This is a genomic window from Mesonia oceanica (assembly GCF_902499555.1).
Taxonomy (GTDB): Bacteria; Bacteroidota; Bacteroidia; order Flavobacteriales; family Flavobacteriaceae; genus Mesonia; species Mesonia oceanica.
Genome location: NZ_CABVMM010000002.1, coordinates 276142 through 301640, shown reverse-complemented (window position 1 = coordinate 301640; position 25499 = coordinate 276142). Strand labels below are relative to the sequence as shown.

The window sequence follows — 25499 nt, the reverse complement described above, 5'->3', positions numbered from 1 at the left end:
TTTTAATGGAGTCCGCCGTTAATATTGATCACTTCCCCGGTAATGTAATTGGCTTTTTTAGAAGCTAAGAAACTCACCAAATCTGCGACTTCCTGAGGTTCGCCGAAACGATTTGCGGGAATAATTTTCTTTAATTCTTTTTCGTCTAACTCTTCGGTCATATCAGAATTAATAAAACCCGGAGCTACTGCATTTACGGTCACTTTACGTTTAGCTATTTCTTTCGCTAAAGCTTTTGTAGCCCCGATAATGGCGGCTTTTGCAGCTGAATAATTGGTTTGTCCCGCTGTTCCTTTAACACCGGAAACGGAAACAATATTGATAACCCTTCCAAAACGTTGCCGAATCATAGGCGTGATTAGTGGTTTGGTAACATTATAAAAACCTTGCACACTGGTATTGATTACTTGATCCCAATCGTTTTCACTCATCGCCATAAACAAACCATCCCTAGTGACTCCGGCATTATTTACCAGCACTTCAATAATGGACTCTGGATAATTTTCTTGCCAGCTTTCTAAAACTTCCGCCGTTTGGTTTCGGTTGGCTATGTCAAACTTTAGGACTTCACAACGTACCGATGTTTCTGTCTCGATTTCATTTTTGGTGGCATTGGCCGCTTCGTCATTATTGACGTAAGTAATCAAAATATGATACCCCAAATCTTTCGCTATTTGCTTAGCAATCGCTTTGCCAATACCACGAGAACCACCCGTGATTAGTGCATATTTAGTTTTCATAACAAGCGTGATTTTTTAAATAGTTGGAGGTTTCTTGAATAAGCGGATATAGTGGCTGATCTTCCTTTAGCTGCGGAATAAAACTTTTGAATTGCTGAAGAATTTTTCCTGTTTCCGGTGCTAAATCTTTATCTTGATCTAAAAAATAAGCGGCTTGTACCAAGCTTATCACTTGTACTGCCAGAACTTCGTAAGAATTATGTATTACACGTTTGGTTAAATTGGCAGCATTAGTCCCCATACTCACAATATCCTGATTATCGTTATTGTTGGAAATACTATGAATATACATGGAATTGGAAAGCGTCTGGTTTTCAGCCGTCGTAGAGACTGCACTGAATTGAGCACCTTGCATCCCAAAATTGAGACCTAGCTTTCCGTTATTGAGGAAAGGTGGAAAAATATCATTGAGTTTGGCATTCATCATATAATTAATTTGCCGCTCGATCAACATGGAAAGTTTGGTGGTTGCCAATCGCATTTTATCCATTTCTAAAGCAATATAATCTCCATGGAAATTTCCACCGTGATACACCTGTTGCTTTTCTAAATCGACAATCGGGTTATCGTTGGCAGAATTCACTTCATTCATCAACACTTCCAGTACGTTTTGATAGGTATCTTTTATAGGCCCTAAAATCTGTGGAACACAACGTAAACTGTAATATTCTTGTACTTTTTCTTTAAAAACCTCCTCTTCTACCGATTTGTATAAATGAGCTTCCCTTTTTTTGATGCGTTTACTTCCTTTTAAAAATTCGCGCATTTGCTTAGCAATTGCTTGCTGACCGATATGCAACTTGGCATTATTTAATTCAGCAGAAAAATGATCGTCGTAAGCTCCCACTAATTCATTTAACAAACTACTCGTAAAGATTGACCAATCGAGTAATCTTTCTGAATAATAAAAATTGAGCAAGCCAATTCCCGTCATTACCGAAGTCCCGTTAATTAAGGCCAAACCTTCCCTACCTTGAATGGAAATGGGCTGTAACTGTTCAACTTTAAACACTTCTGCAGTAGTTTTTCGCTCTCCTTTATAAAATACTTCGCCTTCACCAACTAAAACCAAGGCTAGGTGCGCTAATTGCACTAAATCTCCACTTGCTCCAACGCCACCATGTTCGAAAATAACCGGATAAATTTCTCGATTAATAAGCTCTTTCATGAGCAAAATCACTTCGGAAGGGATTCCAGATTTTCCTAAACTCAATGTTTGTAAACGTGCCAGCATAACTGCTTTCACTTCATCTTCATTTAAGATGTTTCCGGTTCCTGAAGCATGACTTCTTATTAAATTATATTGAAGATCCTTTAAACTTTCCTTCGGGATTCTATATTGTGCCATCGGTCCGAAACCTGTATTCACACCATAAATCACTTTGTCTTCTGAAAAACTTTTAAGAAATTGAAAACTCTCTTTCATCTTTTGAAGTGTAGCATCTGAAATTTCAACTTCTTTATGCTGAAAAATAATAGCTTTAAATTCTGAAAAACTAAAGGAAAATTGAGCTTTCGGCATTAAAAATGGCTTAAGGTTTACCCGACAAATGTAGTATATTTACCTAGCAAAAAAAATTAGATGAATACAGAAGAGGTAGATGTTTTAATTATTGGTGCGGGACCTTCCGGTTGTGTTTCTGCAGCTTATTTAGTGCAAAAAGGCTATCGGGTTTGTATCTTGGAAAAAAGCAAATTCCCCAGGTATACCATTGGAGAAAGCCTAATTCCCCGTTGCATGGATAATTTTGAAGAAGCCGGACTTCTTGAAGATTTACAGCAACAGAACTACCAAAAAAAGAAAGGAGCTAAATTTATTAGAAATGGTATTGTAGGAGATTTTGACTTTAAAGATAAATTTGGAGAAGGTTGGGATTGGACCTGGCAAGTGCCCCGGGACCATTTTGATAGGATTCTAGCCGAATCTTGTATAAAAAAAGGAGTTAAAATCCTTTTTGAAACAGAAGTCACTAATGTTGATTTTTCTGTAAAAGAATTTGTTACTGTAGCGTATCAATCGAAAATTAATTCAGGTAAAATTGAAACTCAATTTGTAATTGACGCTAGTGGTAACGGAAGGGTTTTGGCAAAACAGCTTGATTTGGAAGCACCGCCAAAAGTAAGTTCACATTCTTCAATTTTCACTCAAGTAAAAGATGTAGATCGAGAAAATTTTAAACATCAAAATACGATCACCTTCGATATTTTGGAACAGCAAGTCTGGATGTGGTATATTCCATTCTCTAATGGAAATACAAGTTTAGGTGTGGTCGCCCCAACTGAATGGCTAGAAAATTTTTCTAAAGATAATGAAACGGCTTTTCGAGAAATTTTAGCCTTAAGTCCAGAATTTAAAGACCAATTTGAGAAAACTTCATTCAACTTCCCTCCTATTAAAATTAAAAACATAGCTAAAAATGTGACTCAATTATGTGGAGATCGTTTTGTATTGACTGGTAATAGTGCAGAATTTTTAGATCCTGTATTTTCTTCGGGAGTTTCTTTTGCTACCGAAAGTGGACTTTTGGCAGCAAAATTAATTGACAAGGAGCTACAAAATGAAAATGTGGATTGGGAAATTGAATATGTAAATTATATGAAATCGGGTATTGAGGTCTTTTCAACCTATGTAAAAGAATGGTATACCGGTAATTTACAGGAAATAATTTTACACCAAAACCCTCATCTGGAAATTAAAAAACAGCTTTGTGCAGTTTTAGCCGGATATGTCTGGAATACGCAGAATCCTTTTGTAAAAAAGCATCATCGTATGGTAAAAAATGTAGCTAAACTCATTCGTTTGGAAAAAAGTTCTTAAAAACAGAAAGTATAACTCTTTGCCGCTAAGCTGAATAGAATTTAATTAGAAAAAAGCCTATATTTTGTTTGGTAAGAACGTAAAGAGGCTTTATATTTGCAACCGCAAAAATAACTTGCGAAGTTCATAATTTAACGGAGAGGTGGCAGAGTGGTAATGCAGCAGCCTGCTAAGCTGTCATCCTTCTTGGATGCCCGGGTTCGAATCCCGGTCTCTCCGCCACAAAAAAAAGAGTTTGGTAGTTTAAAATTTAATTTTATATTTGCCGCTCCAATGACAAAAGACACCTTCGGGGTGTAGCGTAGCCCGGTCATCGCGCCTGCTTTGGGAGCAGGAGGTCGCAGGTTCGAATCCTGCCACCCCGACAATTACGGTGTCAATAGACACCAAAATATAGCTAATCTTATGAAAATCAAGGATTTTCATTTTTCTTAAAATCATAAGATTGGCTTTAATATCAATTCAAAGGTTACCTATTCGGTTACCTGATTTATTACCAGAATTTTCACTACATTGGTAATTCAATAGACTTGACTTTCGCAGCGATTTGACTTTCGTAAACAAATCGATTATTCACTTAAAGCGAGAGTTTATGCAGACTTCAAAGACTTTTACCATTCATTTTTGGCTGAGTATGGCCAAAGCAAAAGATGATTTTGCACCTATTTATGCCCGTATCACGGTCGATGGAAAACGTGCCGAGATCAGTTTAAAACGATCCACATCGGTTACCTATTGGGATACCCGTTCCAAAAGGTCAACACTAAGGACTTCCGACGGCAAGGCACTAAATGTTTACCTTGACCAAGTGTATTCCGATTTGTTGGCTTGCCACAAACAGCTTCTGGGCGAATCCAAATATGTTACCGCCCAGGCCATCAAGGCCCGGTATCTCGGAGAAGATGAACAGCACAAAACGCTGCTTCAACTGGTTTCCTACCATAATAAGAATATGGTTTCGGTACTCAAGCCCGGCACCTTGAAAAATTACTTCACTACGGAACGCTATATCAAACGGTATTTGAAGCACAAACTAAAGACCAATGATGTTTTTCTGAAACAATTATCCTATAAGTTCATCATTGACTTTGAACAGTTCCTTCGTAATGGAAAATCCATAAACCGCTCCCAGCCCCTAAAGAACAATGGGGTTATGAAACATTTGGAACGCTTGAAAAAGATGATGAACCTTGCCCTTCGGTTGGAGTGGATCGAAAAAGACCCCTTTGTGAGGTTCTCGCTAAAGTTCACAAAACACCAGCGAGCATTTCTGTCCCAATCGGAACTTGAAGTTCTGGAATCCAGTCAGCTTTCAAAAGGGATGCACCAAAAAACAAGGGACGTTTTTGTTTTTGCCTGTTATACGGGTCTGTCCTATATCGACGTGAAGTTGCTTTGCGACGACCATATTGTACGCGGCATCGATGGGGATTACTGGATATTCACAAAAAGGGAAAAGAACGATGAAGCGGTAAAAATACCGCTTTTGGATAAAGCCCTTGACATCCTGAAAAAGTATGACCAGGGAACTGAAAACAAAAGCGAAAAATTGCTGCCGGTATTTTCTAATCAAAAAATCAATAAATATTTGAAGGAAGTAGCTGCTATCCTAAAAATCAATAAGAAGCTTACGTTCCACGCGGCAAGGCACACGTTTGCTACTACGGTTACGCTTTCCAATGGCGTGCCCATTGAGACCGTTTCAAAATTACTCGGTCATACAAAGCTTTCCACAACGCAAATCTACGCCAGGGTCATCGAACAAAAAGTGTCATCTGATATGCGTTCGTTGCGTAGTAAATTAAACACCACGGACAAGGCCGAAACAAGGGTGCACTATCAATAATTTGATTTGGAAAACACCTTTTAGGTTCTAATCCAGTCGGCACTCTTTTTTTTTCGTCTAATAATCCCTTGCAGATTTGGGTTTTGTATTGAGCCATAAATTTCTGCGTTAAGTCATTTTTTGTTTCGGTCAGCTGAGGCAACCAAAACCAAACCGGGGGCAAATGTAGCCACATCCCATCGCTTGGTCAAGGTCAAGCCCTTCGGGATGCCGAACATTTTTCTGCGAAAAATAACCGCTCATACCTTGCCCCTTCTTCCCTGTGGCTGTTAATGCCCTGTTTTGGTATTGCTCGTTGCCTTACAAGCTGCCAAAACGATTTAAAATAATGTTTAACTTAAAAATTTTAATTATGGCAACAACAGTAAAACAAAACGGAACTGCAAAAAAGGAAAATGCATCCGTTAAAAAGGAAGTACAGAAAAAGCTGACCGATGAAGCCATTGGAAAAGCTGCTTCAACAGAAAAAGCGGTAGCATCGAAAAAAGCTACCATCAGTTTGGATGACCGGATCCAAAATTTTGAAAAACTGAGAGGATTGGCCACCCAACGGGAACGGTTGAACCAGACCTTGAGCGAGTTGACAAAGTTCAACTATAACCAAGGGGATTCAGCTTCATTTTACATCCGGGATTCCCACAATTTGGAATTTAAAACGACCAATACGAACCTTATCAAATTGGTTACAACTCACTTACAGTCCACTTTGGAGGAACGAAAATCCGAAATTGAGGAACAGATTGTAAAATTTGAACTCTAAGGTAACTTCAAATCCTTAAAACAGGAAGCCCACTCCCCAAGAGTAGGTTTTCTTTTTTCCTTAAAAAGGGAGGTATAGTATTCAATCAATATATGCGCAAAGGTAAACTCGTAAAATACTCCCATCAAAAGCTTACGGCATAAAGCCGCTCCCGCACTCGCTATTTATTCCGTTTCCTTTTGAGCTGAGATTTTATCTTCCGTTTGGTTCTAGCTTAAATATTAATTGTTTAACTAAAATCAAATGTTATGTATTTATCAAATTTACAGCAGGATGAAATCTTCGTTCCATCAGAAATGAAATCCTTGAAAAGCCTGACCCAGATGGAATCCCGAAGGGGACTTGAAAATGCCATAATTTCGAATGGCAAAATTGTCAACGTGGTATCGAACAGCTACGGCCACGTACCGAACGAACTTTTCTTCAAAAAGGCCGAAGAAATGTTGACCGATGCCAGACTGAATTATCAGAAGCGGACAATCAACAGGAATGATAGGTCTTTCATTACCGACTTTATCATTGATGATAACAACCAATTTTCGGTAAAGAATGAAAAAGACCTGATACTGCCGATGCTGCGGTTTAAGAATTCCTATGATGGTAGCGAGAAAACTTCTGGACATTTTGGCTTTTATAGGGAAGTATGCTCCAATGGCCTACACGTTTCACAAGCGGAAATTGAGTTTTCCATCAAGCATAGTAAGAACAATACCGACCTGATAATGCCAAGGTTGAACAATCTGTTCGATAAGTTCTTGGACAATGAATTTTACACCATTACCAAGAAGTTCGACAGAATGAGGGAATTTGAAATCATCGACACCAAGGAATTTGTAAAAGAAATTCTGGAAAGCACGAAATTGTTCCGGTACGAATGTAGCGATAAGAACAATGATCCTTCAAAGAAATCCCGGGAAATACTTGAAATTCTGGATAACGAAGCGTTGTTACTTGATGAAAAACCTAATTTGTGGATAGGCTATAATGCTTTCAATCAAATGCTTCACAATACATTGAAAAAAAGCTTTTCACAACAGGAACGCTTGGACAAAAAACTGTTCGATGTCGTTTATGAAATGGCTTAATGTCATAATAGGTTTATCCAGTACCTTAAACTGGATTTTTTTTATTCTGAGCAAAAGAATTTATTTGGAAAGTTAGCTTTGCAATCCCACTCAGCCCATTCCCCTACATTCCGCAGAAAAAGCTCCATTCCGCGAAAAGCGCTTCATTTCAAAGGTCTTGGACACAACTCTAAAGCTTCCGATTTCCATTCCACTTGTCCGCCTATTCCCGAGAAAGGTCGGGAAGCGGCCAAACTCCATTCCCATCTACAGCTTTGAAGTCAAGTCCGCTTTAAATACCATTTCATACGATAATTTTAGTGGGTATTTAAAAAAACGACAAAACCAACCATTTCAAATATTTACCACTTTATCTGCATAGTGGCAATAATTAGTTTTCAAATATTTACCACTTTTTTGTATATTTGGCAAAGTTTAGATACATAGGTTATGCCAAAAGTTATAGAAAATAAGATTATAGAGGTATTTAAGGAGCGAAAATCCTTCGATAGGGACGAGCTATTTCACTTCTATTTGGAATCTGAACCAGACTTGAAAGAAAGTACTTTTAGTTGGCGGATTTATGACCTTAAAAAAAAAGATATTATTAAAACTATTGGACGTGGATTATATGTAATATCCTACAAACCCAAGTATAAACCAGTACTATCTGATAGCGTATTTAAAATAGCTCGCAAAACAAATGAACGTTATGAGGATATTAAATATGCTGTATGGGAAACCGAATGGCTAAACGAGTTTTCTCAGCACCAGACATCCAATGAAATGATTGTAGTCGAAGTAGAAAAGGAATTTGCCGATTCACTTTATTATTACCTCAATGATACTATGCGAATGGATTTTTTTCTTAACCCCGATGAAAAGGAAATCCAGTTTTATATTTCTGAAAGTAACGTGCCAGTTGTCATCAAAAACCTCGTTACACGAGCCCCAATTATTAAATTTGAAAATAAAAAAGCAGTTGTGTCTATTGCAACACTTGAAAAAATAATGGTGGATCTGTTTGCAGATGAAGATTTGTTTCATTTTTATCAAGGTTCTGAAATGATAAACATTTATGAAAAGATAATAGACCGCTACAGTATTAATTTCACAAAACTGTTCAGCTATGCCAAACGGCGTAGGAAAGAACAGGAAATCAAACAATTTATAAGTAACCATATTCCAAATTTTCTAGAGGACATCCAATATGATTGATAATAAAAGTTTCACGAAAGAATGGCTGGACAGCTTCCGTGCAAAAAAAGAACACAAGGCTATTAACGCAACTATTCTCGAAAAGATGGTGCACGCATTATTTTTATTGGAACATTTGAAGGAAGCTGGACTAGACTTTGTTTTTAAAGGGGGAACGTCGCTAGTACTATTGCTCAAAGAAGGAAATCGATTTTCAATCGATATCGATATAATTTCAAGTGTAACCCGTGAACCTTTAGAAAAAATTCTTGATGCGGTAGTTTCCAATTCCCATTTCAAAAAACACGTATTGAATGAACGTCGAAGCTACAAGGAAGGTGTACCCAAGGCACATTATACTTTTGAATTTAATTCGGTGTATAACCCGAACGTTCCAGGAACAATTCTGTTGGACATTCTTTTTGATAGTCCGCACTACCCTGAGCTAATCGAGTCTTCCATAAATACACCGTGGCTATCGTATGACGGAACTGCAACAACAATTACAACACCTTCTATAAATGCCATTTGTGGCGACAAGCTAACTGCTTTTGCACCGGAAACCATCGGTATACCTTATTACAAAAAAGACCAGCTCTTTGCAATGGAAATTTGCAAGCAAATGTTCGATTTAGGAAAACTATTTGAAAACATTACAGATATGGAAATGGTAAAGAAAAGTTTTTCGGCTTTTGCGAAAGCCGAATTATCCTATCGAAGTTTAGATAAAGATTTTAGCAGCAGGAAACTTACAGAAGCAGACGTACTTTGGGATTCCATAAACACTTGCACCATTATTGCTAGAAGGGAACGCAACCCAACTGCCGAATCAAAAAAGAAATTTACAGATTTGAATTTGGGTATTCGCAGTTTTGGTGGTGCATTTTTAATGACCGGAAATTTCAGAATTGAAGATGCATTAGCAGCTTCGGCCAGAGTAGCTTATTTGAATGCCATCCTTTTACAACCAGAAGTGTCTGAAATTGAATATTATGAGGGTCAAGATTTAAGCAAACTTACTATTGACAAAACAGATTGGGCATACTTGAATAAATTGAAACGCCAACCAGATAAAAGCATTTTTTATTATTGGTGTAAGGCTGTGGAATTGTTACCAGTTTAAAAAAGAGGAGAATGCTTAAAACCAAGAATAATTTGAGATCAGTATTAAACAGTTAAACACGCCACAATATGCAGACTGCACATATTGAAGAGATTTTTAAAGAATATTTAAAGAAAGAGGCAACACAATACGCTTTACTAATTAATGGTACTTGGGGAAGTGGCAAGACCTTTTTTTGGAAAAAAACGCTGCACGCAATAGTCAAAAAACAAGAGCTAAAGCCATTATATATTTCGTTGAATGGCTTGAAAACCGTAGAGCAGTTGCAACAGCAATTGATGATTAAATTAATTCCTTTTTTTGGAAAACCTGAAAATAAAGCTTTAAAAAATATAGCAAGACTAACTGGTAACATAGGAAATACCGTAATCAAGTTTTTCAAGGTTGATTTCAGTAATATTTTGAGTGGTGTTACTTTAGATGGCTTAAAGTTTAATGATAAAGTTCTTTGTTTTGATGACCTTGAAAGATGCCAAATACCTATAAAAGAATTATTCGGCTTTATAAATGACTTCGTAGAGCACAAAAACTTGAAATGTTTAATCTTGGCTGATGCAATTAAAATTGATGACAATGCTCAGTATTTAAAGATTAAAGAAAAAGTTATAGGCAGAGAACTGAATTATGAACCTGAACTGGAAAAAGTCCTTCCGACTCTCTATAAAACATATACTTCCGAAGATGCATATTTTACATTTTTAAAGCAAAATAAAGACTATATCTACGGGATATTTTATGAATACGAAGAATATAATTTGAGAATTATATCGTTCTTTTTAGAGAGTCTTTTTAAAATTCACAGAAGCCTGAAAGATGTAGCTACGGAATTTCAAGAAGAGGTTATTCTGTTTACAGCTCTTATTTCAATTGAGTTCAAGAGAGGTCATTTAAAATCTGATGAGAGTAATGATTTTAATGGGCTGGAAAATACATCTTATTTTTGGTATCAAAATAGAGGTAAAAGTGTTCCAATGAATAGCTTCTTTCCAGAAGATAAAAAAGAACCAGAGATAGAGCCGACCTATGCTGAAAAATTCTATTTGAGGTATGTGGAAAGTAGAATCAATGAGTTTCAATTTTACGGAAGCATTTATACTTATATCCTGTCAGGGTATCTTGATGTTAAAAATTTAATAGATGAACTGGAAAAAAGAAAGCCCGAAGAACATCCCAAAGAGGTATTGGAATTTATGAGGCTCGTTACTTATAATTTTAGGTCTATTGATGGAAATGAATTTGAAAAATTAGTGGCAAACGTATTACGGAATGCTGAAAATGGTCTTTATTCTATATATGATTATGATAGGCTCTCAAATTTTTATCACTTTTTTTCACAGAATGGCTTAGTAGCAAAAACATCACAAGAAATCGACGATATACTTTTAAAAGGCTTGGATTTAGCTTCAAAGCGTAAGGAAATCAACGATAGGATTTTTGAAAATTTAGCGCATTTTGCTGTAAGCATACCTGAAATGCAACCAATACGGGACAAAATTATTGCTGTGCATAAAGTTATTAAAGAGGAATCCGAAGCTTCAGAAAGCAATATATTGATGGAATTACTCGAAAATGAAAATATTGAAGATTTAAACCAACTCTTTGAGTCAAAGAAATATTCTAAAGATTTTTTAAAGTATATAAATGGGGATCAACTTTTTATCGTTTTAAATTCTGTTAGTAATGACACTTTAGTACACTTTACTAAAGCAATGCAAGAACGCTATAAGAGTTCAAGTTTAAAACATATGTTTCCTGATGATTTTGACAGTTTGAATGATTTAAAGCTATCAATCAATAATTTAGTTCTTCACGACGAAAAACTTGATAAATTGAGAATATTTAATTGGAAAGAATTATTAGAAATCCTTGATAGAACCTGTGAAATATTAACATCCGAAGCTGAATAGAATTTTATAATTCCATCTTATTTAACAAGAGAATTGCATTTCCATTATCCCACTCAGCCCATTCCCCTACATTCCGCGAAAAAGCTTCATTTCGGGAAAAGCGCTTCATTAAAAAAGGTCTTGGACAAAACTCCAAAGCTTCCGATTCCCATTCCACTTGCCGCCCATTCCCGAGAAAACTCGGGAGGCGGCCAAACTGCATTCCCATCTACACCTTTGAAGTTAAGTCCGCTTTAAATACTACTTCAAGAGAATAATTTGTTTTCATAACCCGGTCATCACATTGCCGCTCCATTTCGCGAAAAGCTACATTCCGGACAAAGAGCTTTCCTACAAAGGTCTTGGACACAACTCCAAAGATTCCGATTTCCATTACGTTACTCCCGCAAAAAAAGCGGGAAACACTTCATTTCCAATCTACATCTTTAAAGTTAAGTCCGCCTGATAGGAATTCCATTTAATCATTTAGTCCCGCTTCCTATGTTTTTGTACTTCACAAAAGGCATTTAGACCTACTCCCGCACCGCCGCTGTCCCTACCCTTTTTTTGTAAGCAAAATACCAACAGTTGGAAGTTAAACGGAGTGCATAACCGGTCGTGCCTCCCTTTTATAACTCCTTATTAATTCCAACTATTGAAAATGTATCAGCAACAAAAAAAAGGTAACAGCGGACGGCTCTATGGGAAGTAAATCTAAATCGAAACTTATGAAATCTTACAAAAACATCAAAAAGGAAGCGGGACTAAAAAAAACAAAAAAGGAAAACGCTCTGGATATAATAAGTAAATCACTTCAAAAAAACATAAACGCAAACTATCCGAAGGGTTCGGGTAGCCTTAATTAATCTTTAATTCTTTTATTATGAACACTTTAAAAAATCACGTACAGTTAATCGGAAACGTTGGCCAAGAGCCACAGATCACGAACCTTGAAAGCGGTAAAAAGGTAGCCCGTCTTTCACTCGCCACAAACGAGTATTACAAAGATGCCAAGGGCGAAAAAGTCCAAAATACCGAATGGCACACGATTGTAGCCTGGGGCAAAACTGCCGAAATCATCGAGAAGTATGCCGGAAAGGGCAAGGAAATCGGGGTAACCGGGAAATTGAAATCCCGAAGCTACGAGGACAAGGACGGTATCAAAAGATATGTTACCGAAGTGGAAGCCAACGAAATCCTTTTGTTGGGAACCAAGAACGGCAATAATTCAGCCGATTAATCTAAAAATTAAAGAGGGCGTTCCTCTCGAAAGTCGCGCCCTCTTTTTCATTATTAACTCCTTAAATAGAAATCAAAATGAAATCGAAGATTCACGAATACCAAAACAAATATTTACCGATGAGTAAAGCACAAGTAAACGAAATCAAAGACGGATTACAACATTTTCACGGTTCGGAAACGATGTTTCAAATCCCATTATTAAGAACACGATACACCAACGGACTGAAATATTTGGCGGAAGCTGCGGAATGTTTTTGGCTCATTACGGACACTTCCGTAATCGCAAAAAGCCTGATGAACCGAAGCGAATTTATTACTATCGACTTCAAGAGATTGTCCGAGGACAAACAGGATTTTACGGGCTACGAAGCTGAGATAATCTACACGGATGGAAATGATAATATTTTGGAAAAACACGGGTATCGGGCGACTGATTTTCCGCTCGATGAACTGCGGTTGTTTTTTGTAGATAATACGCTGATGTTACCGAGCGAATATTAACCCCTTCAAAACCTAAAAATTATGATCTATCTAAATTTTTCAGACCTGAACGGGGAAGCCCAAGAACGCCTTTTGGAAAGTTCAAAAAACGACGTTGAACAAAAATTTGGCGATGATATTCGGAAGTATTCAAAAAAGCATTGCACCAATTTTGATATGATGATCGAAGAGGAAGCACTACGGAATTTATACAGTTATACCTATGTGTTTAATATTTGAGATGCACCAAATAGGAATGGAAAGACCTTTGAAATTTCAGGGGTACATATAATAACCAGAAAGGGAAAATTCGCTGTTACCTGAATTTTCCCTTTGTTCTTTAGACCTTGAAAGGTCTACTGTTTAAATTTAATACTTTTTCTAAAAACAGAAGCTATTTTTTAAGAAAATTATATCCCATAAGTTGAAAAATACCTATCTTTATTTCGCTGAAATTCAGCATTCAATTTTACGCAGGGGTATCCATTTTTTGACTTTCGCCGATAACCCTGCCCATCGAAAAATTACATAACGGGAAATCTTTTCCCTGAAATTGGCAATTGGCTTTTTAGCCAGATTGTACGAAATTTTTGTCAGCCTGTGGCTGACGAAAAGGAGTAGCAAGAGGGTAACACGCGATGCGATGTTAAGCACTCCTATTCCTTGGTAATCAACTGATTTTTAAATACTTAAAAATTAGCCGATTATTTAGATTTCTACAATTTGCGACAAATGCCCTGTGAGCGCCCATTTTTAGGGAAGGATTTGCGACAAATCGGCGAATTATGGACTCATTTATCGGCATTAGGTTCAAAAAGGAAACCGCCAAGCGTTTCCAGCAATTTTCAAGAACACACTTCAAATCGCACACCGAGGCAATGGCCACGATGCTCGATTTTTTCCACTACAACGAGATATCCCCACGGGAAAAACTGGGCCCGACCGGAAGGACGATCGAGGCCAATCTAAAGAAACGTATCAATGCGGTAATCGCCATAATGCGGGATATGGAAAAGACCCAGACCAGACCCACCGTGGCGATGATCGAATCCCTTTTCCAGACCGAAGAACCCAAAAAGAAACCCTTGATCTTGGAGAAGAAATTTGTGGAAGAAAAGCCGAAAGTAAGATTTCAGGAAAAGCAAAACCACAACAACGAACTATAAATTTTTGAACTATGTACATCACGATCACACCTCAAAAATTGGGCGGGAACTATTCCCAAAGTTCAGCCGATTTTGTGGGCTATCTGGAGAAGGAAAACCAAGGTCTGGAGCAGGAGGATATGGAACATTTTTTCAACCAATATGGGGATGAATTTTCAGCGGAAGAAGTGGTAAAGGATATTGACGGGAATGGTGCCAAACTGAAAAAGACCGAACCGAAATTTTATTCGATCACGGTCAGTCCGTCGAAGTACGAACTGAACCGGTTACAGAACAGCAGTGAAGATCTGAAAAAGTATACCCGTGAACTAATGAAGGATTATGTGGTATCGTTCAACCGGGAAATCAATGGGAGACCGGTAAAGATCAATGATATAAAATATTATGCGAAAATCGAGCACCAACGAACCTTTAAGGGGACGGATAAACAGGTCAGGGAAAACCAGCCTTTTGCCACTAAAATACTTCAACTAAAAAACGAGATCCGAAGTATTGAAAGCGGCTCAATGGAAGGGAGTGTTAGGAAGCGGGAACGGGAAATCGCAAAATTGGAATGCCAGGCCCCACACCAACAAGATGGGAAACGGATTGTTCAGGGAATGCCCAAGGCGGGCAATCAAACCCATATTCATATTATCGTAAGCCGTAAGGATGCTTCCAATTCATTCAGCCTTTCGCCCGGAAGCAAGTATAAAGCTTCCGAGGTGGAAATGAACGGCAAGAAAGTCAAACGGGGCTTTGACCGGGATAAATTTTTTGAAAATGCCGAAAAGACCTTTGATAAGACTTTTGGCTATCAGCGCAACTTTGCCGAAACCTACAAAGCCCGGAAGGATTTTAGAAAGAATCCCAAGATTTACTTTGCCGCCCTGATAAAATTGCCCACTAACGAAAAGTCAATAGCCTTCAAACTGATGCGGGAAACGGGCATCCCGATAATGCCAAGCATCCCGACCAACCAGGCGCAGCTTGCCCTAAAGGTTTTTAATAAGCTGCGCAAAGGTTTGGACGTGGCCATCAAATCAAGTTCCATCGGAATCTAAATTTTTGTTATGCAATTGAACAACCTTACAACGGTACTCTTAATCATTGGTTTAACAAGTACGCTATTTTATATGCTGTACAGATTGACGCGTTATGCCTTTATTTTAAACTTGGTTTTGCTTGGGGGTCTTATATTCTGCCTATCGAGTAGTAACGAATTGATCTTGATTTCATTGGTTCTGGTCTGTCCGCTGATACTAATTAATACAGTATTGTATGTTTTTTTGCACAAAATTGATCAGCCTAAAAGTGGCGATAGCAAATATCAGGTCAATTTTGCAACGAGCAAGGGTAACTTTAAACTTGAAAACGTAAAACGTGGAGCATCCATCATAGGCTCTGCCGGAAGTGGCAAGACCGAAAGTGTAGTGTTTGGATTTCTGAAACATTTCCAAAAAGAATGCTTTTGCGGGATCATTCACGACTACAAAGATTTTGAACTCACGGAAATGGCCTATCCGCTTTTCAAGGATGGCGATATCCCGTTTAAGGTCATTTCCTTTGATAAAATTATCCATAGGGTCAATCCTATTGCTCCGCGCTATTTAGAGAACGAGGAAAGCGTAAATGAGGTTTCCCGGGTGTTGATCGAGAACCTTTTGGAACAGAGGGAATCCGGTACGAGCGGCACGACCAAATTCTTCAACGATGCTGCGGAAGGCCTGATCGGCGGCTTGATTTGGAAGTTAAAGACATCCTATCCCGAATTTTGTACCCTACCGCATTTGATTGCTATTTATCAGTATTTGGATACGGAAAGCCTAATCCAGTTCTTGGAAACCAATTCAACTTCACGGGCGATGGCCGATGCATTTATAAGTGGTAAGGATTCAGAACGGCAGACCGCAGGGGTAAAAAGCACCTTGGCCAATGCGCTGAAACGGATCAGTACCCAACGCATTTTTATTGCACTTTCAGCGGATGAAGTGCCACTCAACATTAATAATGAAGATAATCCCGCAGTTATTTCCATCGTGAACAATCCCAAGTTCGAGACTTCTTATTCGCCTGTTATTGCAACCATTATCCATACGATCACCAAACAAATGAGTATGCGGAATTCCAAACCTTCTTTCCTGTTGATGGAAGAAGCCCCGACCATTCGGCTATTGAATATGCACCGCATCCCGGCAACGTTGCGTAGCTATGATATTTCAACAATCTATGTAATGCAGGACAAGATTCAGAACGATATGATGTACGGCGATAAGGCAAGCAAAGCGATTTTGAGCAATCTTTCATACCAATTTTTCGGCAAGGTCAACGATCCTGATACCGCCAAATATTACGAACGCTTTTTTGAAATTATAAAAGACCCCACCAAAAGCGTAAGCCGGGGCCATAACCTTGATTTTGATACCCGAATAACCACCGGAGAAAAGGAAATCCCGAAAATTAGGGCAGATGTATTCTTTCGCCTGAAACAGGGCGAGTTTATTACCTATGCGGACGGGAAGGATAAAAAGGTTCAGTTTAAATTGCAGAAAATACATCGACAGCTTCCAGAGGAATCAAAGCAATTTACGCCGGCCGATTTAGAGGCTAATTTTGAGCGGGTTTATGAGGAGGCGAGGTCGATATTTGAATAATTTATTGAAATATTATAGTATTTATTTTAGTTTTATGTCTAAAAACTATATATTGCTCTAATAATTACTAAAGCTATGGTAGCGGAATATATCGATAAATTGCTGTCTGTAGAAGAATATTCTTTTTCCCTGGACGAACTGATGAGACAGACGGCAAAAAGCAAAAACGCAATTTGGCTGGAATTGGCGCATCTGATCGAAAAGAACAAAGTCATTAATCTAAGAAAAGGCTTTTACCTTATACTTACCCCCAGATATTCCAATTTTGGAAAACTTCCCATTAATCTCTATATCGATAAACTTTTCGATTATTTAGAACGCAAATATTATCTGGGGTTCTATAGCGCGGCCAAAGTTTACGGTGCAAGCCATCAACAAGCCCAGCGCGATTATGTAATGACAGCAACTCCGAAACTGTTGGATATCCAAAAACCGGCCATTGACATCCGTTTTTTGACCACTTCCGCTTGGCCGGAAAAAAATATACATTCAAAAAAATCAGATGCCGGAATCTACCATATTTCCAGTCCGGCGTTGACCTTGGCAGATCTGGTGCATTATCAAAATAAATTGGGGGGGCTGAATCGAATGCTATCCACCATCGAAGAATTGCGGGAAGAAGTTACCCCAAACGATTTGGAGGATTTATTGAGTTGGTACGGTAATAAGGCAACACTTCAGCGACTGGGTTTTTTATTGGATAAAATAGATTCAGAGAATAGTTTGTCCGATTTAATCTTTCAACATTTGGAAAAACAAAAAATACATCCGGTTTTATTAAAGCCAACCAACCAGCAAAGGCCAGGTTCGGTGGATAATAAGTGGAAGGTAGATATCAACCTACAGTTAGAAAGCGACCTATGATTTCAAAACCTTATATAGCCCAATGGCGGGAATACGCATCTTGGAAAGAATTTGCACAGGTTGAACAGGATTTGATTATTAGTCGGGCGTTGGTAGCAATTTTTGCCGATGATTTTCTAAGGAAAAACCTTGCTTTCCGGGGCGGCACCGCTCTACATAAATTATATCTGAACCCGGCACCGAGATATTCCGAGGATATTGACCTTGTACAGGTTCGGGAAGGCCCTATCAAACCCATTATGAAGCGCATAGGCGAGGTCATTACTTTTTTTGAAGAAGATAGACATACACAGATAAGAGGGCACGGAGCAAAAGCGCTGTACCGTTTTACATCGGAATATGAAAATGAGCGTCGTCGGCTAAAGTTAGAGATTAATTGTAAAGAACACTTCAACGTACTCAGTTGGGTAGATTTCCCTTTTGAAATCGATAATCCCTGGTTTGCCGGAAGAGCTGATATTAAAACCTATAACATCAATGAACTTTTAGGCACGAAGTTGAGGGCACTCTATCAACGAAGTAAAGGAAGGGATTTGTTTGATCTGGATTATTCCAGACGAAATGTATATCTCGACATTGATGAAATTATCAAGTGCTTTAAGGCTTATGTGGAATTTTCCGTTGGCAAAGTTCCTTCGCAAAAAGAGTTCCTACAAAATATAGAAGCCAAGGAAAACGATGTAGCTTTTGAAGGCGATATGGAAGGTTTGTTGCGGCCGGAAATTCAATACGATCAAGATGCCGCTTTCCGATGGTTGAAAGAAACGATTGTTCCAAGAATGTGATTATTTTAAAAAGGCGATTTATCCTTTGAACCTCTTGCAGTAGCCAACCACTTGCCGTCCTGATTGATCAGTTTAAAAATACCAGGCGTTTTATCGTATGCTGTGGTATATTTTACCCAAGCCACATCGCCCATAATCGTATCCTGCAAAACAGTAAAGTTAGAATCATCCTTTGGTTTAGCGTTGAACATATTTATGGTATTCATATAGTTGGAATACGCCTGTGGTGTGGAATGTGCTTTTAAGGTTTCCTCATCTTTTTCATAAAAGCTTTCAATGACGATTTGGGCTGTAGCACTTGGTCCTGAAATTTTAGTTTCAGAATCAGCACAAGAAAGGAACAGTAATGTGAGCGAAAAAACGACATTTTTTTCATAACAGTATTAATTTGGGTTATTAATATATCTATGTGATAGTTTCATTTCAATATTTCGTTCGCCATCCTTTTCATTCAATTCCAAAACTGCCCTACGGTCATTGGATAATGAAAACTTGGGCAACACATAAACGAAGCGAACCGTTTCACTTTCTGTAATTTTTGAAGGCAGATTATTTATGTAAATAGGTTCTTGATAGAGGCGTTGTAACGATTTTCTTTTTCCTTTTTGCCGAGTTTCAATCGACAGGTTCAAGAAATTCAAATCGTAATCCAAAGCAGAATTATTTTCAATCTGGATAACGAAGTAGAGCTCTTCCTTATCAAAAACAATATTCTCAACACTCAAAACAATACTTTCGTTTCGTTTCTTAATTCGACCTATGCGCTGTTTTCTATTGAGAAGATACGAGCAGAATTTTTGGTAATAATAGGTTCTATTATCTACAAGTTCTTCAGAAGATTCAACAAGAACCGAATCAGTTACAATCGGTTTTTCATTACCGATACTATTTGATAACGGAATGAAATAATTGAGCTTAGAGAGCTGTTTCTTATATCTTACAATATACGAAAAAATTGAACCATTTCTATTGACTACTAAAAGGTTACTTTCTTTTCCGGGCTTTGCTTGAAGAAGTCCGAAATATTGTTCTTTTTCTCGATTGTAGGTAAATACAAAATTGTCTGAACCGGTTATACCTTGCCGTATGGGTTCTGGAAAAAACAGCGCAACATTTTTGGTATCATTGGCATAAATGGTATCGAGGACTTTTGTTGTTTGTGCTGTAGCCTGTGCCGAGCAAAGTCGAGGTGCGAAAGCGGAAATCAACACCAGTATTAAAATTGAGATAAATGTTTTCATAACTTGGGTTTTAAAATGAGTTTGTAATTGTTCAGCACCGTAACTTTTACATTGCGGTTGCTTCGCCTTAGCACCTTTGTTACGCCACCTACTTGCGGAACTGTTGGTATATTGATATCGCCAATAATATCGTCGAGAACTTCGGTGGTGGCTTCTGCCCTAAAATTGTTCTGTACATAGATACCTTCGCTACCATCTGACAAATCGAAAGCTTTGAGCTTAGTGGGATGGTGCTTTATGTTTTCAATTTCAATCAAAGCTCGGTTTGGTTGAAAACTGATAAACCCAAATACAAGCGTATTCTTTAGCATTAGCTTACCATTGATGGTAGCAGCTTTTGTCAGGCGCATTCGCAATCTGGTATTCGCTTTTACGACTTGGTCGCCATCTACCACCACGTAAATAGTTTCATCTGTATTGCCTATGATTGAAACTTCATTGGGTTTTGGCGAAGCTGCGAAGAATAATTGATGTTCCAAGCCCAATTCCTTTGCTTCAATTTTTTGTTTCTTCTTTACTTCAGCGGAATCAATTCTTGACACCACTTTGTGAACAGTTCTTTTCTGTCCAAAGTTTTGGTATCGTTTCTCTGAATATTGAATCTTACCAGCCTCATAGATGCTATCTACGATACGTTCTTTTTCACGTTCTGGAAGGTCTGGATCGTAAAATCCCAATGAATCAATCAATTTTTCATCGTAGATACTGGGTGCATTGTTTTCACGTACTTTTTTCAAGTCGTTAATTGCATCCAGTTTGGAATCATACTCTTTTTGGTCTTCTTCCAAATCAGGAACTAAGGTCTGTTTAAGATTTTCAGTTTCACTTTCATCATCGCCCATTACCATCACGGAATATGAAATGAGGAATATGAAAATCACGGCCAACACCGCAGCAAATACTATTTTATTCTTTTCAATTTTCATTATTTAGTTTTTTTAAGGTGTTTTCGAAGTAATTTGTAATCAGTAAACCGTGGGGATTGTTGGGAAAGTTCCGGTCAACCGTCATTAGGTTTCCTGTTGAAATCAATTCATAGGTATCGATTATTGAACCTCTATTGATTTCAAAAATGGTGGTAGTTGTAAAGCTATACGCCCCATTATTTTCGGTTATTCTTGAATTGATACTCAGTACTTTTTGAACCAAGGAATACTGAAGCAATCTGTTGTAAACACCATCTGCTTTTTTCTGACGGTAAAGATTATCCACGGAACTATTGCCCAACCACAATGCCTTTTCCAAGTTGCGTTCATAATTACTGGCATCGATGTTATAGAAGTAATTATGGAACAGGTCTAAATGTGCCAAAGCTTCAACCTGAAAATTTTCCTTTTGGGTCACGAGCTTCAGCGGAATGATATTGCCGTCGGTATTTATGGCAAAGGCGCTATTGAGTGCTTTTTGATTGATGTTGAATACCATCCAAACTGAAAATGTGCTGGACAGCAATGCACAAACAATGACTGTCAGAACGATAAACCGATTCAGCTTTAGGACGTTGTAAATATTCTTATATGGTGTTTTCATATTTAATCTGATTTAGGCAGTAAATAATCTGAGTGTAAAGGACGTGGCACGTTTATACAGTTTGAATTTCAGGAACACAATAAATCCTACTGAACCCAATTGAACCACAGGTGCAAAAAATCCTTGACCTGTATCGGTTCCGAATAGATTGACCCAAAAATTGGTATTGATTTCAGTATAAATGGCATTGATAAATACATTGACAAGAAAGAATGCTGGCACGAGCATATATACCGCTGCATATAGTTTAAAGAACGTATAAGCGAGCGAACGAAATTTTTCAAAAACTGCCAGGCTAATGACCAGAGGAAAGAAGGCTTGCATTATTCCTAAAAGGAAGAAGCGTTCTGCCAAGAATAACGGATAGATGAACAAATCCAATATCCAAAGTATGGTGCTCATTATGAAAGCCAATATCTTAAAACCGTACAATGGCGTGACCAATGCTTCGTATAAAAGCGTCATTGCCGAACTTGCGGCATCAAACAAACTTACGTCTTCCTCTAAAGGAATGTCTTGCATCTGTAAAGGCAATAATGCTGGTGCTGTCCCTCGATATTGCCCTTCAATAGCGACTAAGATGCCATCGAAAAAGCTTAAGACCTGTGTTGAGAAAATGACCAAAATGACGATAGCAAAATTTTTGGCCAATTCGCCAGGGCTCAATCCCCAAGTGTAGCCATCCTTATCTGCAATGCCTTCGTTATACTTTTTAAGGATGTTAACCAGAAAGAACAAGACAGCAAGCGTTTTCATTCCGGCAATGGTGTATTGCGAAAAGTCGCTGGCCTGTATAGTCTGGAAAACCGTGTCTATATATTCCAGTCCGATTCCTAAAAGTATGGTTGCGGTCATTTTTAATATTCGGTTTCTCGGTTATTGACTTTATCCTGCATTTTTCTGAAGGAAATAATGTCACGATAGCGTTTTGTTTTGGTCGTGATGGTGGAAACCATTTGCTTTGATTCCAGTTCTTTTGTTTTTAGAATTTCAGCACGTTCGGCATCACTCATTTTAAGGTAATCGTTGGATAGGACTTCGTCGATAAAATCCACCGTGTCCAATGAGTTTTGAACTATGGCATCAAAAGATTCCACAACCTTTGAAACTTCATCTGGCTTAATGTAAGGCGAGTTGAGAATATCCTGTACATCGTTTTGCATTACGTTGATAAGGCGTTGATTGTTCTGTCCAATTTCCTCAACTGCCCTCAGTTGCTGGACAACGCTTGATACTTTTTCTATTGCCTCTTTTGCGTCTTTCAGGAATTTTACAGACTTAATCATCTGGGCTGTCTGCTTTCCAGATTCTATGAGTTGTTTTACCAAGCTGATAAAATTGGTATTGTCATAAGTGGGCATTCCTTGGGCAGTCGCATTACCCGACATACACAAAGTCAGGGCTACTGACATTACTAAAATTTTAATTTTTGTCTTCATAATATTATGTTTTAGATGTAAATTGAATTATAGCTTTTTTCATATCGTGATGCTCTTCGTAGAGCTTCATTATTTCTTCATTTTCCTGTCCATCCGTTAGATAAGCTGCATATACTTCCTTCGGAACTTCGAGCCTGAAGATGTTGCTTTCCCTACCAATTTTGATGAACATTTCGGTGTACTTGCGTGATCCAGAAAGATTGTTTTTAATAGACTTTAATTGGTTCAGGTCGTGGGTTGAAAGGTTGAGTCTTTTAACTAGTTCGCCATAGCCTTTTTCATTGTTCAAACTGTAAATAACCTGTGTGTTTTCCAATATGCTGGCGGAAGTTGAATTGTTTGGTAGTTGATTGATGGATTGCAGGATGATACCAATAGCACCGTTCTGTTTTCGGATAGCCTGATAATAGAATTCCACGCTTTCGAGTACATTGTCGAACTTCAGTTGCTTCGCAAACTCATCAAATAGAATAATGCCTTTTTCAGCCCTGTTTTTCCAAATGGTTCGTTGGATTGCCGACTTTATCAGCTTCAACATTACCGAAAGAATTTCCTTATTATCCTTGACCTCATCCAGTTCAAAAACGATCAATCGTTTGTCCTCAATTTTATAGGTCTGGTCTTCACTGACCTCAAAAAGGAAGCTATATAGACCATCGGCAACATACTCCGACATTACGTGTAAAAAGCCCGTAACATTGAAGTAGTCAGGATGGATTTTAAGTTGACCCAAAAGGTCTTTTTGGTTGCGCTCGATGAAATTGTAAAAACCATCCAAGGAGTGATTTTCTGAAGTACTATCGTAATAATGACGCAGTATTTTCTTGACAGAAACAGATTGTGCCTTGGTCACTTTTAAGTCCGAAGCGAATAGTTCAAACAAAAACACGGATAAATCTTCAAGACGTTCCGGTGTCAGGTCATTTGTATCGCTGATGTAAAATGGGTTGATGCCCAAGTTCTTTCCGCTTTCATAACGAAGTACGGTGTACTGCTCTGGATAGAGTTTAGCAAACTTGGTATAAGAACCACCCAGATCGATAATGACAAGGCGAACACCACTTTCAAAATATTGGCGCAGAATATTATTTGCCAAAAAGGATTTACCTTCGCCTGTTGGCGCGAAAATAGCAAAGTTCCGTGCCTTGATGCGTTTCTTCTTTTCGTCCCAAACATCCTTTAATACGGGAATGTTATGCTCACGGTCATTAAAGATGATTCCGGTATTATCAGATTTATAGTTTGTATTGTTGATGAACAGGCAAAGTGCGTGCTTTAAATCCGTTACATACAGATCGTTGTTTGAAAAGTTGGATGAAAAGCAGCAGTAACTATTTAGAATATAGTTTTTACGTTCTTCGCCTCGTGGGTAATACGGGATGATATCCAATTCTTTGAATTCAGTTTTTATTTTGGAACCGATCCGGCTAAGGTTGACCGGGTTTTTATCCCAATAGACAATGTTCAGATGACCACGAATAATCCGCGCATTGTCATCCGCATTGATCTGGTCAAGGATGTGCTGGATTTTTCCTAATACCACTTTGTTTTGCGAACCAAAGTTGGAACTTTTGTTTAGTTCCTCGACTTTCTTATCGAGCAGCTTGCGCCACTTCTGTTTATCGTCCAGATAAAGAATTTGGTTGACAATGTGGTTTTCGTTAAGCGTAAGCCCTAAACCATCAATAAACCCTTGATGAAACACAAAATCGTCAGAAGTGAATTTCTCATTGGTCTTGCTACTTTGTACACTTTCGCCAAAGCACAGTTCGCTGTTGATGGCCAGGGCATCAAAATAATTTTCGCCGATATTGACGTTCTTTTTCTCAAGTAAAATATCCGTATCAAAACCTTCATTGAAGCCATTAAAGTACCCATTGGTCAGTTGCTCAATCCCTTTCGCTTCAAGCGGAAAAAATTCCATTTTACGGCTATTGTTGATAAAGGAAACCGAATCACTTACCGAGCCGATAAAGCGTTGCACGGTATCATCAAGTTCCCGGATAATGCTCTTGGAAACCTTTCGGAAGGGGTTGACATATTTGGGACTGTTAAGTGCTTTGTTCTTGGTCAGGATAAAGAACAGGAAACAGCGGTGCTCCATATATTCACGCCCTTTAAAATGATCGTGGGTCGCTTTTTCCAAAAAGGTTTTATTGGGCAGTTGTTGCGAAGAATAGGATTTTTTCAAATAAATATCCTGCTTATGAACTACAGTTCCCACCGGCAACGACTTCAAAGCCTGAAACCAAGCCCCGTGCATATCCTCAAAATCCTTTTCGGACAAGGAATAGATTTCGGGCAAATTGCCTTCATAGCACAAGACCACATTGCCATTATTGGCAAAAATGATATTGTCCTGAATATCCGCTATGGGTCGGTATGCCGAAAGGTTAATCTTGTTCATAATCGATGCCGGAGTTTCTTTTGTTACTGATGATTTGTGGGAAGGCTTTTGCCATTTGGAAAAGCTGTGGATTGCCGGTTATCCGGGTCAAAGCGATATACAAGGCTGAATTGAGCAGCAATACGCCAATGATTATTCCGAAGCTGAACGAGAAGATGATGACCAGTAGCGAAGCGAGAATGGAAACCATCATTATGGCAAACAAGGATATGGGCAGTCCGAAAATGACCGCCCGCTTCCTGATGTTTTTATAGACCTCGAATTTCTTCATAAAGCTC

General features: G+C 38.3%; 26 protein-coding genes and 2 tRNA genes. 17 read left to right on the top strand and 11 right to left on the bottom strand.

All coding sequences use genetic code 11. The features are described from left to right. Positions 1 to 2: 2 nt before the first annotated feature. Positions 3 to 740: a flexirubin biosynthesis SDR family reductase FlxB gene (fabG, locus tag FVB9532_RS03310; RefSeq protein ID WP_150543782.1), complete on the bottom strand. Its 738-nt coding sequence runs from the start codon at positions 738 to 740 to the stop codon at positions 3 to 5. Next, positions 730 to 2262 carry a flexirubin biosynthesis tyrosine ammonia-lyase FlxA gene (locus FVB9532_RS03305; RefSeq protein ID WP_150543781.1) on the bottom strand — a complete coding sequence of 511 codons (1533 nt, stop codon included), beginning with the start codon at positions 2260 to 2262 and terminating at the stop codon, positions 730 to 732. Before FVB9532_RS03305 ends, fabG begins: the two co-directional genes overlap by 11 nt. Positions 2263 to 2322: 60 nt before the next feature. Here FVB9532_RS03305 and FVB9532_RS03300 point away from each other — a divergent pair, with 60 nt between their 5' ends. The 9 genes from FVB9532_RS03300 to FVB9532_RS03260 all read left to right on the top strand — a co-directional run bounded on the left by FVB9532_RS03300 (position 2323) and on the right by FVB9532_RS03260 (position 11455). Continuing rightward, positions 2323 to 3558, top strand: a complete 1236-nt coding sequence (locus FVB9532_RS03300) for an NAD(P)/FAD-dependent oxidoreductase (protein WP_150543780.1) — start codon at positions 2323 to 2325, stop codon at positions 3556 to 3558. A gap of 136 nt (positions 3559 to 3694) precedes the next feature. After that, positions 3695 to 3780 (top strand) — tRNA-Ser (locus FVB9532_RS03295). 68 nt (positions 3781 to 3848) lie between these two features. After that, a tRNA-Pro gene (locus FVB9532_RS03290) sits at positions 3849 to 3923 on the top strand. A gap of 227 nt (positions 3924 to 4150) precedes the next feature. Further along, entirely contained in the window at positions 4151 to 5404 is a 1254-nt protein-coding gene (locus tag FVB9532_RS03285; RefSeq protein WP_128767235.1) for a site-specific integrase, read from the top strand. Between the two features lie 352 nt (positions 5405 to 5756). Continuing rightward, positions 5757 to 6164, top strand: a complete 408-nt coding sequence (locus FVB9532_RS03280) for a hypothetical protein (RefSeq protein ID WP_128767234.1) — start codon at positions 5757 to 5759, stop codon at positions 6162 to 6164. 248 nt (positions 6165 to 6412) lie between these two features. Beyond that, positions 6413 to 7249 (top strand): DUF932 domain-containing protein, encoded by an 837-nt coding sequence (locus tag FVB9532_RS03275; protein WP_128767233.1) that lies wholly within the window; start codon positions 6413 to 6415, stop codon positions 7247 to 7249. A gap of 429 nt (positions 7250 to 7678) precedes the next feature. Continuing rightward, on the top strand, positions 7679 to 8446 hold the full coding sequence (locus FVB9532_RS03270; RefSeq protein WP_128767232.1) for a DUF6577 family protein: 768 nt from the start codon (positions 7679 to 7681) through the stop codon (positions 8444 to 8446). Beyond that, the gene (locus FVB9532_RS03265; RefSeq protein WP_128767231.1) at positions 8439 to 9548 is read left to right on the top strand and encodes a nucleotidyl transferase AbiEii/AbiGii toxin family protein; all 1110 of its coding nucleotides are present in this window, start codon (positions 8439 to 8441) and stop codon (positions 9546 to 9548) included. Before FVB9532_RS03270 ends, FVB9532_RS03265 begins: the two co-directional genes overlap by 8 nt. A gap of 68 nt (positions 9549 to 9616) precedes the next feature. Then, the gene (locus FVB9532_RS03260; RefSeq protein WP_128767230.1) at positions 9617 to 11455 is read left to right on the top strand and encodes a P-loop NTPase fold protein; all 1839 of its coding nucleotides are present in this window, start codon (positions 9617 to 9619) and stop codon (positions 11453 to 11455) included. Between the two features lie 4 nt (positions 11456 to 11459). On the opposite strand, the gene FVB9532_RS03255 is transcribed toward FVB9532_RS03260, so the two are convergent. After that, on the bottom strand, positions 11460 to 11663 hold the full coding sequence (locus FVB9532_RS03255; protein WP_150543779.1) for a hypothetical protein: 204 nt from the start codon (positions 11661 to 11663) through the stop codon (positions 11460 to 11462). Positions 11664 to 12317: 654 nt separating this feature from the next. On the opposite strand from FVB9532_RS03255, the gene FVB9532_RS03250 reads away from it, so the two are divergent. The 8 genes from FVB9532_RS03250 (at position 12318) to FVB9532_RS03215 (ending at position 18604) form a co-directional block, all read left to right on the top strand. Continuing rightward, a complete protein-coding gene (locus FVB9532_RS03250) occupies positions 12318 to 12674 on the top strand; it encodes a single-stranded DNA-binding protein (protein WP_150543778.1) in 357 nt (118 codons plus the stop codon). A gap of 77 nt (positions 12675 to 12751) precedes the next feature. Then, positions 12752 to 13177 carry a DUF6876 family protein gene (locus FVB9532_RS03245; protein ID WP_228482245.1) on the top strand — a complete coding sequence of 142 codons (426 nt, stop codon included), beginning with the start codon at positions 12752 to 12754 and terminating at the stop codon, positions 13175 to 13177. Positions 13178 to 13198: 21 nt separating this feature from the next. Continuing rightward, positions 13199 to 13396: a hypothetical protein gene (locus tag FVB9532_RS03240; RefSeq protein WP_150543777.1), complete on the top strand. Its 198-nt coding sequence runs from the start codon at positions 13199 to 13201 to the stop codon at positions 13394 to 13396. Positions 13397 to 13941: 545 nt separating this feature from the next. Beyond that, complete coding sequence (locus tag FVB9532_RS03235; protein WP_150543776.1) at positions 13942 to 14322, top strand: BfmA/BtgA family mobilization protein; 381 nt, start codon at positions 13942 to 13944, stop codon at positions 14320 to 14322. 11 nt (positions 14323 to 14333) lie between these two features. Continuing rightward, complete coding sequence (mobB, locus tag FVB9532_RS03230; RefSeq protein ID WP_150543775.1) at positions 14334 to 15365, top strand: MobB family relaxase; 1032 nt, start codon at positions 14334 to 14336, stop codon at positions 15363 to 15365. 9 nt (positions 15366 to 15374) lie between these two features. After that, positions 15375 to 16955 (top strand): type IV secretory system conjugative DNA transfer family protein, encoded by a 1581-nt coding sequence (locus FVB9532_RS03225; RefSeq protein ID WP_150543774.1) that lies wholly within the window; start codon positions 15375 to 15377, stop codon positions 16953 to 16955. Between the two features lie 75 nt (positions 16956 to 17030). Next, positions 17031 to 17819 carry a type IV toxin-antitoxin system AbiEi family antitoxin domain-containing protein gene (locus tag FVB9532_RS03220; protein ID WP_150543773.1) on the top strand — a complete coding sequence of 263 codons (789 nt, stop codon included), beginning with the start codon at positions 17031 to 17033 and terminating at the stop codon, positions 17817 to 17819. After that, entirely contained in the window at positions 17777 to 18604 is an 828-nt protein-coding gene (locus tag FVB9532_RS03215; RefSeq protein ID WP_228482244.1) for a nucleotidyl transferase AbiEii/AbiGii toxin family protein, read from the top strand. Before FVB9532_RS03220 ends, FVB9532_RS03215 begins: the two co-directional genes overlap by 43 nt. Before the next feature lie 5 nt (positions 18605 to 18609). Here the strand turns inward: FVB9532_RS03215 and FVB9532_RS19650 are convergent, their stop codons facing one another. The 8 genes from FVB9532_RS19650 to FVB9532_RS03175 form a co-directional block, all read right to left on the bottom strand. Next, positions 18610 to 18810 carry a hypothetical protein gene (locus FVB9532_RS19650; RefSeq protein ID WP_228482243.1) on the bottom strand — a complete coding sequence of 67 codons (201 nt, stop codon included), beginning with the start codon at positions 18808 to 18810 and terminating at the stop codon, positions 18610 to 18612. 177 nt (positions 18811 to 18987) lie between these two features. Next, positions 18988 to 19845 carry a DUF4138 domain-containing protein gene (locus FVB9532_RS03205; protein WP_150543771.1) on the bottom strand — a complete coding sequence of 286 codons (858 nt, stop codon included), beginning with the start codon at positions 19843 to 19845 and terminating at the stop codon, positions 18988 to 18990. Further along, complete coding sequence (gene traM / locus FVB9532_RS03200; protein ID WP_150543770.1) at positions 19842 to 20771, bottom strand: conjugative transposon protein TraM; 930 nt, start codon at positions 20769 to 20771, stop codon at positions 19842 to 19844. The genes FVB9532_RS03205 and traM overlap by 4 nt, the downstream gene beginning before the upstream one ends. Continuing rightward, positions 20761 to 21375: a conjugal transfer protein TraK gene (locus FVB9532_RS03195; protein ID WP_150543769.1), complete on the bottom strand. Its 615-nt coding sequence runs from the start codon at positions 21373 to 21375 to the stop codon at positions 20761 to 20763. Before FVB9532_RS03195 ends, traM begins: the two co-directional genes overlap by 11 nt. Positions 21376 to 21387: 12 nt before the next feature. Beyond that, complete coding sequence (locus FVB9532_RS03190; RefSeq protein ID WP_150543768.1) at positions 21388 to 22230, bottom strand: hypothetical protein; 843 nt, start codon at positions 22228 to 22230, stop codon at positions 21388 to 21390. A 2-nt stretch (positions 22231 to 22232) separates the two neighbouring features. Beyond that, positions 22233 to 22814 carry a conjugal transfer protein gene (locus tag FVB9532_RS03185; RefSeq protein ID WP_150543767.1) on the bottom strand — a complete coding sequence of 194 codons (582 nt, stop codon included), beginning with the start codon at positions 22812 to 22814 and terminating at the stop codon, positions 22233 to 22235. Between the two features lie 4 nt (positions 22815 to 22818). Next, positions 22819 to 25221 carry a TraG family conjugative transposon ATPase gene (locus tag FVB9532_RS03180; RefSeq protein ID WP_150543766.1) on the bottom strand — a complete coding sequence of 801 codons (2403 nt, stop codon included), beginning with the start codon at positions 25219 to 25221 and terminating at the stop codon, positions 22819 to 22821. Continuing rightward, positions 25208 to 25492: a hypothetical protein gene (locus FVB9532_RS03175; RefSeq protein WP_150543765.1), complete on the bottom strand. Its 285-nt coding sequence runs from the start codon at positions 25490 to 25492 to the stop codon at positions 25208 to 25210. The genes FVB9532_RS03180 and FVB9532_RS03175 overlap by 14 nt, the downstream gene beginning before the upstream one ends. Between the last annotated feature and the right edge of the window lie 7 nt (positions 25493 to 25499).

Excerpts from the sequence above, each read along its gene's own strand:
- fabG (WP_150543782.1), bottom strand. The coding sequence starts at position 740 with ATGAAAACTAAATATGCACTAATCACGGGTGGTTCTCGTGGTATTGGC.
- FVB9532_RS03305 (WP_150543781.1), bottom strand. The coding sequence starts at position 2,262 with ATGCCGAAAGCTCAATTTTCCTTTAGTTTTTCAGAATTTAAAGCTATT.
- FVB9532_RS03300 (WP_150543780.1), top strand. The coding sequence starts at position 2,323 with ATGAATACAGAAGAGGTAGATGTTTTAATTATTGGTGCGGGACCTTCC.
- FVB9532_RS03285 (WP_128767235.1), top strand. The coding sequence starts at position 4,151 with ATGCAGACTTCAAAGACTTTTACCATTCATTTTTGGCTGAGTATGGCC.
- FVB9532_RS03280 (WP_128767234.1), top strand. The coding sequence starts at position 5,757 with ATGGCAACAACAGTAAAACAAAACGGAACTGCAAAAAAGGAAAATGCA.
- FVB9532_RS03275 (WP_128767233.1), top strand. The coding sequence starts at position 6,413 with ATGTATTTATCAAATTTACAGCAGGATGAAATCTTCGTTCCATCAGAA.
- FVB9532_RS03270 (WP_128767232.1), top strand. The coding sequence starts at position 7,679 with ATGCCAAAAGTTATAGAAAATAAGATTATAGAGGTATTTAAGGAGCGA.
- FVB9532_RS03265 (WP_128767231.1), top strand. The coding sequence starts at position 8,439 with ATGATTGATAATAAAAGTTTCACGAAAGAATGGCTGGACAGCTTCCGT.
- FVB9532_RS03260 (WP_128767230.1), top strand. The coding sequence starts at position 9,617 with ATGCAGACTGCACATATTGAAGAGATTTTTAAAGAATATTTAAAGAAA.
- FVB9532_RS03255 (WP_150543779.1), bottom strand. The coding sequence starts at position 11,663 with ATGGGAATGCAGTTTGGCCGCCTCCCGAGTTTTCTCGGGAATGGGCGG.
- FVB9532_RS03250 (WP_150543778.1), top strand. The coding sequence starts at position 12,318 with ATGAACACTTTAAAAAATCACGTACAGTTAATCGGAAACGTTGGCCAA.
- FVB9532_RS03245 (WP_228482245.1), top strand. The coding sequence starts at position 12,752 with ATGAAATCGAAGATTCACGAATACCAAAACAAATATTTACCGATGAGT.
- FVB9532_RS03240 (WP_150543777.1), top strand. The coding sequence starts at position 13,199 with ATGATCTATCTAAATTTTTCAGACCTGAACGGGGAAGCCCAAGAACGC.
- FVB9532_RS03235 (WP_150543776.1), top strand. The coding sequence starts at position 13,942 with ATGGACTCATTTATCGGCATTAGGTTCAAAAAGGAAACCGCCAAGCGT.
- mobB (WP_150543775.1), top strand. The coding sequence starts at position 14,334 with ATGTACATCACGATCACACCTCAAAAATTGGGCGGGAACTATTCCCAA.
- FVB9532_RS03225 (WP_150543774.1), top strand. The coding sequence starts at position 15,375 with ATGCAATTGAACAACCTTACAACGGTACTCTTAATCATTGGTTTAACA.
- FVB9532_RS03220 (WP_150543773.1), top strand. The coding sequence starts at position 17,031 with ATGGTAGCGGAATATATCGATAAATTGCTGTCTGTAGAAGAATATTCT.
- FVB9532_RS19650 (WP_228482243.1), bottom strand. The coding sequence starts at position 18,810 with ATGAATACCATAAATATGTTCAACGCTAAACCAAAGGATGATTCTAAC.
- FVB9532_RS03205 (WP_150543771.1), bottom strand. The coding sequence starts at position 19,845 with ATGAAAACATTTATCTCAATTTTAATACTGGTGTTGATTTCCGCTTTC.
- traM (WP_150543770.1), bottom strand. The coding sequence starts at position 20,771 with ATGAAAATTGAAAAGAATAAAATAGTATTTGCTGCGGTGTTGGCCGTG.
- FVB9532_RS03195 (WP_150543769.1), bottom strand. The coding sequence starts at position 21,375 with ATGAAAACACCATATAAGAATATTTACAACGTCCTAAAGCTGAATCGG.
- FVB9532_RS03190 (WP_150543768.1), bottom strand. The coding sequence starts at position 22,230 with ATGACCGCAACCATACTTTTAGGAATCGGACTGGAATATATAGACACG.
- FVB9532_RS03185 (WP_150543767.1), bottom strand. The coding sequence starts at position 22,814 with ATGAAGACAAAAATTAAAATTTTAGTAATGTCAGTAGCCCTGACTTTG.
- FVB9532_RS03180 (WP_150543766.1), bottom strand. The coding sequence starts at position 25,221 with ATGAACAAGATTAACCTTTCGGCATACCGACCCATAGCGGATATTCAG.
- FVB9532_RS03175 (WP_150543765.1), bottom strand. The coding sequence starts at position 25,492 with ATGAAGAAATTCGAGGTCTATAAAAACATCAGGAAGCGGGCGGTCATT.